Source organism: Gordonibacter sp. 28C, from assembly GCF_003339845.1.
GTDB lineage: Bacteria > Actinomycetota > Coriobacteriia > Coriobacteriales > Eggerthellaceae > Gordonibacter.
In genome coordinates, this window is record NZ_PPTR01000011.1 from 16,351 (window position 1) to 28,794 (window position 12,444).

Genomic DNA, 12,444 nt, shown 5'->3' on the forward strand with positions numbered 1-12,444 from the left:
CCGCTATGACGAACGACATTCACGAGGAATTCTCGGGCCGGGACGACATCTCGTGCGCCTTCTGCGGCAAGCATCCGCACGAGGTGGCCGCGATGATCTCCGGTCCCAACGGCATCTACATCTGCGACGAGTGCATCTCCGTGTGCGCCGACGCCATGATGCGCGACCTGGGGCTCTCCGTGCCGCCCGAGGCGGCGGCGCAGATGGAGCCCGAGCCTCAGGGCCGCCATGCCAAGCGCGCCGGCGAGCCCTACGTGGCCGAAGCCGAGCCCGCGCCCGAGGACGTGCTGGCCGACCTGCCCACGCCCCACGAGCTCTACGGCGAGCTGTCCGAGCACGTGGTGGGCCAGGAGGCGGCCAAGCGCGCGCTGTCCGTGGCCGTGTACAACCACTACAAGCGCATCAGCCTGGGGGCCGACGCCGCCGAGGGCGACGTCGAGCTGGCCAAGAGCAACATCATGCTCTTGGGCCCCACGGGCTCCGGCAAGACGCTTTTGGCGCAGACGCTCGCGCGCACGCTGAAGGTGCCCTTCGCCATCGCCGACGCCACCACGCTCACCGAGGCGGGCTACGTGGGCGAGGACGTGGAGAACATCCTGCTCAAGCTCATGACGGCGGCCGACTTCGACATCCCGCGCGCCGAGATCGGCATCATCTACATCGACGAGATCGACAAGGTGGCCCGCAAGGCCGAGAACCTGTCCATCACGCGCGACGTGTCGGGCGAGGGCGTGCAGCAGGCGCTGCTGAAGATCGTCGAGGGCACGGAGGCGAGCGTTCCGCCGCAGGGCGGCCGCAAGCACCCGCAGCAGGAGCTTCTGCACATCGACACCACGAACATCCTGTTCATCCTGGGCGGCGCGTTCGTCGGGCTCTCCGACATCGTCGCCGAGCGCGTGGGCAAGAGCGGCCTGGGCTTCAACGCCGAGATGCCCGAGAGCAAGAAGCACGCCGAGGCCGAGCTTCTGGCCCAGGTGCTGCCGGAGGACCTGAACAAGTACGGCATGATCCCCGAGTTCGTGGGCCGCATCCCCGTGGTCACGTCGCTCAACGAGCTTTCGGAGGAAGACCTCGTGCGCATCCTCACCGAGCCGAAGAACGCGCTGGTGAAGCAGTACACGAAGATGTTCGACTTCGAGGACTCCGCGCTCGCGTTCGAGCCCGAGGCGCTCACGGCCATCGCCCACGAGGCCGTGGAGCACGGCACGGGCGCGCGCGGTTTGCGCTCCATCTGCGAGCGCGTGCTCATGGACGTGATGTACGACCTGCCCGAGCACGAGGGCGCCACCACCGTGACGGTGCGCGCGAGCGACATCACGGGCGAGACGAAGCCGGCCATCGAGCCGGTGGCGGAAGCGGTGGAGAAGAGCGCGTAGGATAGGCCGTCGCCTGAGGCGAGCGGGTAAGGTTGTCGCCTCAAGCGAGGGAATAGGTTGTCAATCCTGAGCGAGAAGCGATGCGAGATAGGTTGTCATCCTGAGCGGAGGCCGAAGGCCGGAGTCGAAGGATCCCGTGCGGCGATAGCAGGAAGATTCACGGCTGACGCCATTCGGGATCCTTCGTCCCCGCTTCGCGGGGCCTCCCTGCGCCCGCTCCGCGTGCTCGGGAGTTCGACAGTCCGCCGGACTGTCGAATGCTCCGCTCGCTCAGGATGACAGTGGTGAGGAGAGGGAGCGGGCAGGTGCGAGAGGCGCCGCGCCCGCTTTTCGGTTCGACACGAAAGAGCAGACCATGGCCGAGAACACGAACGAGAGCACCGGGGCGAAGAAGATCGACTACGACTTCGCGGCGCACGAGCGCCCGCTTTTCCAGGCGTGGAAGGACGCCGGCTACTTCCAGCGCGGCGAGGGCTTCGGCGCCAAGAAGGGCGAGCCCTACACCATCGTCATCCCGCCGCCGAACATCACGGGCGTGCTGCACATGGGCCATGCCCTCAACGACACCATCCAGGACACCTGCATCCGCCGCGCGCGCATGCAGGGGCGTCCCACGCGCTGGATCCTGGGCACCGACCACGCCGGCATCTCCACGCAGACCAAGGTTGACAAGAAGCTGGCCGACCAGGGCATCAGCCGCTTGGAGATCGGCCGCGAGGCGTTCGTCGAGGCGTGCTACGACTGGTACAAGGAGTACGGCACCACCATCGTGAACCAGATCAAGGGCATGGGCTGCTCGTGCGACTACGACGACGAGCACTTCACGCTGGAGCCGGCGTACGTGAAGGCCGTGCGCAAGCTGTTCGTGGACTGGTACCACGACGACCTTATCTACAAGGGCAAGCGCATCGTTAACTGGTGCCCGCACTGCACCACGTCCATCTCCGACGACGAGGCCGAGTACGTGGACGAGACGGGCCACCTATGGCACCTGCGCTACCCGCTGACCGAGCCCGAGGGCGATTTGGAGTACCTCGTGGTGGCCACGACGCGCCCCGAGACGATGCTGGGCGACACGGGCGTGGCGGTGAACCCGAAGGACGAGCGCTTCAAGCACCTCGTGGGCAAGACGGTGAAGCTGCCGCTGGTGAACCGCGAGATCCCCATCTTCGCCGACTGGCACGTGGACATGGAGTTCGGCACCGGTTGCGTGAAGGTGACGCCGTCGCACGACCCGAACGACTGGGCCATGGGCGAGCGCAACGGGCTTGAGCGCATCAACATCTTCGACGAGACGGCGCACGTGGTGGACGGCTACGGGCGCTTCAGCGGCATGGACCGCGACGAGGCCCGCGAGGCCGTCGTGGCCGCGTTCGAGGAACTGGGGCTGCTGGACAAGGTGGAGGACCACGACCACTCCGTCATGACCTGCTACCGCTGCCACACGAAGCTGGAGCCCTGGGAGTCCGAGCAGTGGTTCGTGGCCGTGGACGGCCTCAAGCAGAACGCGGCGCGCGTGGTGGAGGACGGTTCCATCCAGTTCCACCCCGAGCGCTGGAAGCAGGTCTACCTGGACTGGCTGGGCAACCTGAAGGACTGGTGCATCTCGCGCCAGCTGTGGTGGGGTCATCGCATTCCCATGTTCTACTGCGACGAGTGCGGCTGGGAAGACGCCAGCGTGGAGGATATCGACGTGTGCCCCGTGTGCGGCAAGCCCGTGCGCCAGGACGAGGACGTGCTGGACACGTGGTTCTCGTCGCAGCTGTGGCCCTTCGCCACGATGGGCTGGACGGAGGAGGGGGTCGACGCGCCCGAGATGAAGGCCGCGTACCCCACGCAGGTGCTCTCCACCGCCCGCGACATCATGGGGCTGTGGGTGGCGCGCATGGTGATGGCGTCCATGTACTGCACCGACCAGATTCCCTTCGAGCACGTCATCATCCACCCCACGGTCATGGCGGCCGACGGCAAGCCCATGTCCAAGAGCCGCGGCAACGGCGTGGACCCGCTGCGCCTCATGGAGGACTACGGCGCCGACGGCATGCGCTTCGGCCTGCTCATGCAGGTGACGGGCGCGCAGGACCTCAAGTTCAACGAGGCGAAGCTGGAAAGCTCGCGCAACTTCGCGAACAAGATCCGCAACGCCGCCCGCTTCGTCATGATGAACCTGGACGGCTACGAGCCCGGCGAGCCCGAGCCCACGACGCCCGCGGACCGCTGGATATTCTCGCGGCTGGCCGGCTTAGTGGCGCGCCTCGACGCGGCGTTCGACTCCTTCGAGTTCGGCGAGGCCACGCGCGAGCTGTACGCGTTCTTCTGGAACGAGTTCTGCGACTGGTACATCGAGTTCTCGAAGGCGCGGCTCGGAGCGCAGGCCGACCCGGCCGACCGCGCGGCGTGCCAGCGCAACCTCGTGTTCGTGCTCGACCAGGCGCTGCGCCTGCTGCATCCCATCATGCCGTTCGTGACCGAGGAGATTTACCGGGAGCTGCCCCTGGACCGTGCGGGCGTCCCGTACCTCATCGGGGCGGCGTGGCCGGACGCCGCGGCGCTCGCAGCCTACGTGGACGAAGAGGCCGAGCGCGCCATCGAGATGGTGTGCGAGTGCGTGTCGGCCATCCGCAGCACGCGCGCCCGCTACGGCATCTCGCCGAAGGCCGAGCTTGCCGTCACGGTGAAGGCGGGGGAGGCCGACGTCGCGCTGCTGGAGGCGCAGCGCGGGCTCATCGAGGGCATGGGCAACACGTCGTCGCTCGCCGTGGCCGCCGATGCCGAGAAGCCGGCCGAGTCGAGCGCGGTGCTGGGCGCGGGGCTCGAGGTGTACATCGTGCTGTCGGGCCTGGTGGACTTCGCTGCCGAGCGCGCCCGCTTGGAGAAGGAGCGCGCGAAGCTGGCCGCCGACGCGGGCAAGCTCGAGAAGAAGCTGTCCAACCCGGGCTTTTTGGCGAAGGCCGCGCCCGAGATCGTGGAAAAGGACCGTGCCAAGCACGCCGAGCTCGCCGACAAGCTGGCGCGCGTGGAGGCCCAGCTTGCGGAAATTGCCTGAACAGGCGTGCGCCCTTGGGCAACTTTGCTATAATGACTGTTCGTGTCGGAGCTTCGGCGGCCGGCACGGCAGTCGAATGCCGGCGCTGGGCGCGGGCAAACGTAAGAAAACGAGGTTGAAATGAACGAACTGCTGTCCCAGCTGTGGACGCCTGAGCTGCAAGCCGCGTTCACCGTGGTCGTGGTGTTGCTCGTCATTCTGTACGTGTTGTCCATCGTCTGGGTCGTCCGCGACGCCTACCTGCGCGGCTCCTACTGGTACGTGTGGGCCATCGTGGCGCTCATCCCGCTGCTCGGCATCATCGCCTACTGCCTGCTGCGCCCGCCGCTGCTGCAGATCGACCGCGACGAGCAGGAGCTGGAGATCGCGCTCAAGCAACGCGAGCTCATGAAGTACGGCGAGTGCGCGAACTGCGGTTACCCGGTGGAGGCCGATTTCGTGCTGTGCCCCAACTGCCATCAGCGCCTGAAGAACCTGTGCGGAACCTGCAACCACGCGCTCGATCCCTCGTGGACCGTGTGCCCGTACTGCGCCACCCCCGTGGGCGGCGCGGCCCCGGCGGCGCGTCGCAGCGCCCCGCGCGCCCGCGCGCAGCAGCCGCAGCAGGCGGCTCCCCAGCAGCGGCAGGCCCGCTCGCGCGCTCCGCAGGGCGAGCATCCCGTCCAGTAACCAGCGACGCCGAAAAGAAAACCGCCCGCGTGCCTTGAAGGCACCGGGCGGTTTCCCGTTGACGCGCTTGCACGCCCCCGACCGCGGTTCGCGGGCGGGGGCGTGCGTTTTTCCTTACTGCACGGCCGAGGGCGGTTCCGCGGCGAAGCTGAACACCAGGCTGTACTTCGGCTGGTGAGGCGCGTCGCTGGGATAGCTGAAGCCCTCGGGCAGCTGGCCGCTCATGCTGAAGACGGCGGTCTGCGGCGCGGATTCCGATCCCGCCCCGATGACGATCGAGCCCGGGCTCGTCAAACCGGCGCCCAGAAACGCGTCGTCGGCGCTTCTCAACGGCACGGTCAAGCTGTTCGGAGACGCGAAGCTCAGGTTCAGCGTCATTCCCGCAAGCTCGGCGGGCTCCGAAACCTTGGTGAAGCCGGTCGGCGTCACGGACACTCCGCGCGACGAGTGGTTGTAGATGCGGTAAACGGGGGAGTACACCGCTCCCTCGTCGCTTGCGAGCGATCCGAAAAGCGCGGTCGTGGGGATCTTGACGTTCACCCACGATTCGGTCGGGGGGTCGGGTCGGTTCGGATTCTCTTCGCCGTCGAAGGTGCCTATCCAGCCCTCGACGGCGGTCTTTCCATCCGATGTGCCCTGTATGCCGGTGCTGTTGTCGTTCTCGCTGTTGCCTTCGGATCCGCTGTCCCATGCGTATGCGGCGAGGGGGGTCATGGCGATGACCGCGACCAAGCCGAGCATTAAGAAAGCGGACAAGAGTTTTCTGTTCGTAGTCATGTCGACTCCTCTGGTTGTCGTTGTTGCCGATGGATGCCTTATTCGACATGCAAGGTTATCTTTACTTTGGTCTCACCTTCCTTTTCCTGCGTCTCCCGGTCGTATATCGAAACATTGACGGTCGCCCGATAGGAGCCGGGATCCGGCGTCGAATCGAGCGCGATGCCCCTGATCTGCTTGCCGGGCATCACCGCCCCCGATTGGTAAACTTTTTGCCCGCTCTCGTCGAGGGTGATGTCGAACGAGATCGGAAACACGTTGTCGAGCGGGTTGACCAGCTCGAACCTGCCCTCGCCCGTCTGCGAGGAGAAGGAGGCGTCGGGGTTGACCTGCAGCGTGAAGTAGTTCGCGTCGGCTGCGCTCTGCATGGCGCTTTCCATGCCTTCGCGGTCTGAGATGTCCTCGGCGTTCGCGTCGAGCCCGGGCATGACGGCGACGGCGGCCGGCGCGTCTTCCTGCTTGTCGCCCAGGAGGTTCACGGCCGTGCACGTGCCCAGGGCGAGCAGAAGCAGAAGGAGGAGGAGCACGAGCAGGATCTTCTTCCTCTTCCGACGCTTTTCCTGCGCGCCTTCCGACGTGTCGGGCGTTCCCGTTTGGATGGGCGCTTGCTTCGCGTCCCTGTTGTTCGTTTCGTTATCGAGCATAGGTTTCTCCTTCGAACACCGGTGCGAACGACCACACCAGGGAATAAGAGGGGCGGTGCACCACCCCGGGCGAGAAGGCGCCGAGGTAAGTGCCGGAAAAGGCAAGGTGGCGGCGTGCGGACGGGGCGAGCGTCACCCGCAGTCCGTCCGACGGGTTCTCGGGGGCGAAGGGGTGCAGGTATTCGAGGGCCGTCGTCCCGTCGAGGTCGAGGTCGAGCTTGAGGTCGTTGCCGCTCGTTGCCCCTTCGGGGCCGCTCATCAGGTTGATCCCGTCGCTTTCCAGAACCTCGAAGCCGGCGAGGGACACGTCGACGGGGAGGTCGGAGCCGTTCTCCATCTCGTACACCGGAGAGACGATCCTGCCGTCCCCGTACACGTCGATCGTTCCGAAGAGCATCTTCGTGGGAATGCGGACGTCGACCCACTGCGCCTCGTCGACGATGGTGACCGTGACGACGCGCTCGACGCCCTTGGCCGTCAGCGCGACGGTTTGGACCTCCAGCGCTTCCGTCAAGGGGTCGTGGGGCGGGACGATCTCCGAGGACAGGTCATCGCCGGTCATGAGGTCCCATGCCTGGGCGCGGCTCCGGTCCAAAACGAATTTCCCTGCATCGTCGCGAGGGAACTCGCTTTTGCGGAACGAGAAGTCCTCCGCCCGCAGCGCGACGCGGCGATCGGCGTCCACGACGGTGCTCTCGTCGGTCACGAACACGGGCACCGTCACCACGGCGCTTTTCCCCGTGGCGTTGGTGAGGACGACCTTGGCGACGGCCGGTCCGACGACGTCGGTGCCGGGCGCCTCGGCTATCGCGGCCTGCAAGGGGCCTTCGTCGCCGGCTTCGGCGTTGGCGACAAGGGCCCAAGCGTCCGTGGGGAACGGATCGCCCCGGCGGACGATTTGGAGGACGGGGTCGGCCGAAGGGTCGCCGGCCTCGAGGATCGCGGACCTTTTCTTCAGAGCGAGGAAGTCGTGCACCGCGGTCACCTCGAGCTTGGTCCGGGAGTCGACCACCGTGTTGTCTATCGCGATGGAGTAGCGCCCGGCGCCGTCGCTGGCCCCCGAGAAGCTTTGCGCCGAACCGTCGTTGCCCGCGTAGTCGACGTAAACCTGCGCGGCGGGCTCCGTCGAGCCGGCTGCGGCCGTGGAGTGGATCCATTGCCGTTCGGGAGCCAGGAGCATGGGCTCGGTTCCCACCTGGATGACGCGGGCGTTTTTGGGATCGAACCCGGCGGCGAGATCGCCGTTGTTCGAGACGATGGACTTCAGAACGTCTTGGCCCGCGGCCAGGTCGAGGGTTGCAAGGAGGCCGTTGGCGCTGTCGGACGACCACATGCGGGCGGGTTTCTCCTGCGCGGCGGCCGCCGCGTAGGTCGGCCAGTAGTTGAAGTCCGTCGTGGCGAACTGCAGGGAATTCGCCTGCGCCAAGCCGAAGATGGGCCTGTTCGAGGGCTGCACCGCGAAGACCACCGCCTTCGCTTTGTCCACCTGGACGACGGGGGCGCCTCCGGCCGGGCTCAGGAAGCGGAACAGCGGATACGCGTACGCGGAGCCGCTCGTTCCCGGCTTGTTGAGGTAGTTCATCCGCAAGACCGCGCCCTCCTCGACGACGAGCGCGTTGGAAAGGGCGATTCCCCCTGCGAAGTTGAACACCGCCGTTGCGTTTTTCCCGATGCGGATCGAGTCGACGCGATGGTCCTCCGCCGTGCTCAGCGGGTTGTAACCCGTTATGTCGACAAGGAGGGACGCGCCGTCCCCGACGTCCAGGACGACGTTGTAGGTTGTGCCCTCGACCCAGAAGAACCCCCGGCCAGTGTTGGCCGAGGTCTTGAAGGAGGCTTGCGCCCCGCTTGCGATGGTGAGGAACGGCTTTTCGGCTCCTGCGCCGAACATCCAGAAGAAGGCGCTGCCGACCGAGGTCGATTCGACGGCGAGCTCGCCGTGCACGGAAACGCCGTGCACCTCCCCGATCTCCTCGGCCGTGTTCGAGTTGCTTCCGTTCGACTTGACGAGCACGTTGTTCTCGCCGACGAACGACACGTTGCCGTATCGGTTGTAGATAAGCTGGGGACCTGTGTAGGACACGTTTTCAAGGACGATGGTCGGCGCGCCGGATGCCGCGGTGCACCAGACCACGCCGTAGTAGGTCCGCCCGACGATCGCCATGTTCCTCAGCGTGTACACGGGGCTCGCGGTCGAGGACGAGGTGAACGTGGTCGCGCCCTGCTGCTCGAGCGTGTACAGGCCCTGGCCGTCTATCGTGAGCTCGGTCTTGGCAGCGGGGATGGGGATGTGTCCCGTCATGACGATGTCGCCGCCAAGGACGATCGTGTCGATGTCCTGCGCGGCGACCGCCGAGTAAAGCTCTTGGAACGTGGTCACCAGGGAGCTTGCGCGCGCCTCGCCGCTTTCGTCGATGGGGGAGGCGGTCGAAGCTTCCCCTTCGGCATCCGAAGATACCGAGGGGAACGGGGGCTCATCTTCGGTTTCCACGTTCGCATCGCCGCCTGCCGGGGCACCCGTTTCGGATTCCGCTTCGGATCCGTCCGAAGCGCCGTTCGCTTCGCCGTCGCCGAGCTCGTCCTGTTCGGGCACGTTGTCCCGCGCCTCGTCCTGCGACGTCGCGCTTTCGGATGCGATCTGCGCGTCGGCGAACGCGCGCTCGAAAGAGGGCGCGGAAGTCCCGGCCAGCAGCACGGCTGCCAGCAGGGCGAGAAGGCCATGGCGCATGGTTTTTCTCAAGTTGCCTATGATTGGATCCGTTCTATCTCGAGCGCCTTCGCGCGCTTTACTTAATCTCTAGTAAATCGCTTTAGTATTTCGCGAGGCCCTATGGTAACGGGAAGAAGGCGCCAGCGCCGTTCCTGTCACCTATCTGTTGCTTTTCCTATAGCATTTATTCGCAAAGCAGGAGCATGGCCCCCCGCCCTCGCGTCTGACAAGGGGCCATGCAGGCTCGGTGCACCCCGTTTCGCCCGATCCGGCGTTTGTTGAAATCGTGTGCGCGGCTGGTCGCCACGCCGTTCGTGGCATACTGGACACGGCCGCGCACTCAAGACGCGACCGCAATCGATGCAGGTGCTTTGTATGCACCCGGCAGGAAAGGAACCATCATGAACATCGTACTTCCCGACGGCTCGAAGAAGGAGCTCGCCGACGGCGCCACCGTCGCCGACGTGGCCTCGTCCATCGGCGCGGGCCTGGCGAAGGCCGCGCTCGCGGGCATCGTGAACGACCAACCGGTCGACCTCTCGTCTCCTGTGGCCGAAGGCGACGCCGTGGCCATCGTCACGAGCAAGAGCGACGAGGGGCTCGAGCTTCTGCGCCACTCCACCGCGCACGTCATGGCCGCCGCGCTCGTCGACCTTTACGGCGACGTGCAGTTCGGCGTGGGGCCGGCCATCGAGGACGGCTTCTACTACGACGTGAAGCTCGACCGTGCGCTGTCGCCGGACGACTTCGCCGCGATCGAGGCCCGCATGGCCGAGATCGTGAAAGCCGACGAGCCCTTCGAACGCCGCGTGGTCACGCGCGCCGAGGCCGAGGAGATCTTCGCGGACCAGCCGTTCAAGCTGGAGCTCATCGCCGAGCTGCCCGAGGACGCCGTCATCACCACCTATCGCATAGGCAAGTTCACCGACCTGTGCCGCGGGCCGCACCTGCCCTCCACCGGCAAGATCGGCGCTTACAAGCTCACGAAGCTGGCCGGCGCGTACTGGCGCGGCGACGCGGAGCGCGAGATGCTCACCCGCATCTACGGCACCGCGTTCTTCAAGCAGAAGGAGCTTGACGAGCATGTGCGCAACCTGGAGGAGGCCGAGAAGCGCGACCACCGCAAGCTGGGCCGCGAACTGGGCATCTACACCATGGACCAACTGGCCGGCGTGGGCCTGCCGCTGTACCTTCCCAAGGGCGCGCGCATCATCCGCACCATGCAGGAGTGGTTGCGCCGCGACTTGTACGAGCGCGGCTACGAAGAGGTCATCACCCCGCACATCTACAACGCCGACGTGTGGAAGACCTCGGGCCACTACGGCTTCTACAAAGAGAACATGTACTTCTTCAACATCAACGAGGGCACCGACGAGGACCCGCGCCTGACCGAGTACGCCGTGAAGCCCATGAACTGCCCGGGCCACGTGATGCTGTACAAGAGCGAGCTGCACTCCTACCGCGACCTGCCTTTGCGCTACTTCGAGTTCGGCACCGTGTACCGCCACGAGATGAGCGGCGTCGTGCACGGCCTGCTGCGCGCCCGCGGCTTCACCCAGGACGACGCGCACGTGTTCTGCACGCGCGACCAGGTGGTGGACGAGGTGGTGGCCATCCTCGACCTCGTGGACCATATCATGTCCACGTTCGGGTTCGAGTACGAGGCCGAGATCTCCACGCGCCCCGAGAAGAGCATCGGCACCGACGACATGTGGGAGCACGCCACGAACGCCCTCAAGGAGGCCTGCGCGCGCCACGATCTGGCCTACGACATCAACGAGGGCGACGGCGCGTTCTACGGCCCGAAGATCGACATCAAGGTGAAGGACGCCATCGGCCGCACCTGGCAGTGCTCCACCGTGCAGGTGGACTTCAACATGCCCGAGCGCTTCGAGCTGACCTACCGCACCGAGGACAACACCGAGGAGCGCCCCTGGATGCTCCACCGCGCCATCTTCGGCTCCATCGAGCGCTTCCTCGGCATCCTCATCGAGCACTACGCCGGCGCGCTGCCGCTGTGGCTGGCTCCCGTGCAGGTGGCCGTGCTGCCGCTGGCCGACCGTCACAACGACGCGGCGGCCGAGCTGGCGAAGCAGTTGAAGGCTGCGGGCGGGCGCGTGGAGGTGTACGACCAGAACGAACCCATGCGCGTGAAGATCGCGAAGGCCCAGAGCCAGAAGATCCCGTACATGGTGGTGCTTGGCGACAAGGAGATCGAGAACGGCACCGTGAGCGTTCGCGAGCGCCACGAGGGCGATCTGGGCGCGTGGGACGTGGAGAAGCTGGTGCAGACCATCAAGGATGCCGCGCTGTAAAGCGTTTTCCGGTGTCGCCGGTTTGCCAAGGGGTCGCGTCCGCGTCTCGAAAACTATATACTTATGCAATGATGCGAATGCCGACGGACCTTATGATCGCCGGCATTCGTGACTATGGGGGCTGTATTCGAGCAGGGGACGCTTTATCAACGCTTTCTATACAGCCTCTTGCGTTTTGCCGTCGCGTGTGCCGAGACCGTTATACTGTGCGGGCTCGTCATAGGTAACGGGTCGTTGTCATTAAAAGGAGAGGATAAGGTATGAGGAAGAGGAGAATAGTCGTCGCATGCATCGCCGCGCTCATGACGGTGTGCTTGGGGATGCTGGCGGGCTGCGGCCCGAGCAACGAGGAGGTCATCCGCACCGGCGTGACCCAAGAGCTGGACGGGTTGAAGAACCAGGACGACGCGGCCATGGCCGAGATCGTCTCCGGCGCGAACATGTCGGGCTTGTCCGCATACGGCCTCGATGCGAACGAGTTCATGAAGGCGTACCTGAACGGCTTCGACTACCGCATCGACGACGTCACGGTGGACGGCGACAAGGCGCAGGTCACCGTGGTGCTCACGTGCAAGAGCTTCTCCGCCTACGAGAAGGCGCTGCAGGATGCGGCCGACCAGCTCATGGCCGACGAGTCCTTCGCGGAGCTCGACCGGAGCGCCATGAACCAGAAGATCGGCGAGACCGTCGTGACCGCCCTTGCGGGCATCGAGCCCACCGAGACCGAACCGATCGTGCTCGATTACGAGCTGGCGAACAACACCTGGTCGCCCACCGCCTCGGCCGAGCGGAACATAGCCGGCGCCCTTCTGGGGTAGCGCTTCCGCACGATTCCCGAATGCTTCACGTTGGGTCCCGGTTCGCGCAGGGGGTGCGCGGACCGGGACCTGTGCGTTCGGCGCGTAAG

Annotated in this window: 8 protein-coding genes; 5 read left to right on the forward strand and 3 right to left on the reverse strand. The window is 65.8% G+C overall.

Features of this window, described 5'->3' with window-relative positions:
* Positions 1–5 precede the first annotated feature (5 nt).
* The 3 genes from clpX (at position 6) to C1878_RS12620 (ending at position 5,091) form a co-directional block, all read left to right on the forward strand.
* Entirely contained in the window at positions 6–1,376 is a 1,371-nt protein-coding gene (gene clpX, locus C1878_RS12610; protein ID WP_114601977.1) for an ATP-dependent Clp protease ATP-binding subunit ClpX, read from the forward strand.
* 355 nt (positions 1,377–1,731) lie between these two features.
* Positions 1,732–4,422 (forward strand): valine--tRNA ligase, encoded by a 2,691-nt coding sequence (locus C1878_RS12615; protein WP_114601978.1) that lies wholly within the window; start codon positions 1,732–1,734, stop codon positions 4,420–4,422.
* Between the two features lie 120 nt (positions 4,423–4,542).
* Positions 4,543–5,091 carry a zinc ribbon domain-containing protein gene (locus C1878_RS12620; RefSeq protein WP_114601979.1) on the forward strand — a complete coding sequence of 183 codons (549 nt, stop codon included), beginning with the start codon at positions 4,543–4,545 and terminating at the stop codon, positions 5,089–5,091.
* Positions 5,092–5,205: 114 nt separating this feature from the next.
* Here the strand turns inward: C1878_RS12620 and C1878_RS12625 are convergent, their stop codons facing one another.
* From C1878_RS12625 to C1878_RS12635, 3 genes are read right to left on the reverse strand one after another with little or no spacing between them, the layout of a single operon-like run.
* Positions 5,206–5,868 (reverse strand): hypothetical protein, encoded by a 663-nt coding sequence (locus tag C1878_RS12625; protein WP_147272945.1) that lies wholly within the window; start codon positions 5,866–5,868, stop codon positions 5,206–5,208.
* 38 nt (positions 5,869–5,906) lie between these two features.
* Positions 5,907–6,512 carry a hypothetical protein gene (locus C1878_RS12630; RefSeq protein WP_114601981.1) on the reverse strand — a complete coding sequence of 202 codons (606 nt, stop codon included), beginning with the start codon at positions 6,510–6,512 and terminating at the stop codon, positions 5,907–5,909.
* On the reverse strand, positions 6,502–9,240 hold the full coding sequence (locus C1878_RS12635) for a pectate lyase-like adhesive domain-containing protein (protein ID WP_114601982.1): 2,739 nt from the start codon (positions 9,238–9,240) through the stop codon (positions 6,502–6,504). Before C1878_RS12635 ends, C1878_RS12630 begins: the two co-directional genes overlap by 11 nt.
* Positions 9,241–9,623: 383 nt before the next feature.
* Here C1878_RS12635 and thrS point away from each other — a divergent pair, with 383 nt between their 5' ends.
* Entirely contained in the window at positions 9,624–11,537 is a 1,914-nt protein-coding gene (thrS, locus tag C1878_RS12640; protein WP_114601983.1) for a threonine--tRNA ligase, read from the forward strand.
* 260 nt (positions 11,538–11,797) lie between these two features.
* The gene (locus C1878_RS12645; RefSeq protein ID WP_114601984.1) at positions 11,798–12,355 is read left to right on the forward strand and encodes a hypothetical protein; all 558 of its coding nucleotides are present in this window, start codon (positions 11,798–11,800) and stop codon (positions 12,353–12,355) included.
* Positions 12,356–12,444: the final 89 nt, after the last annotated feature.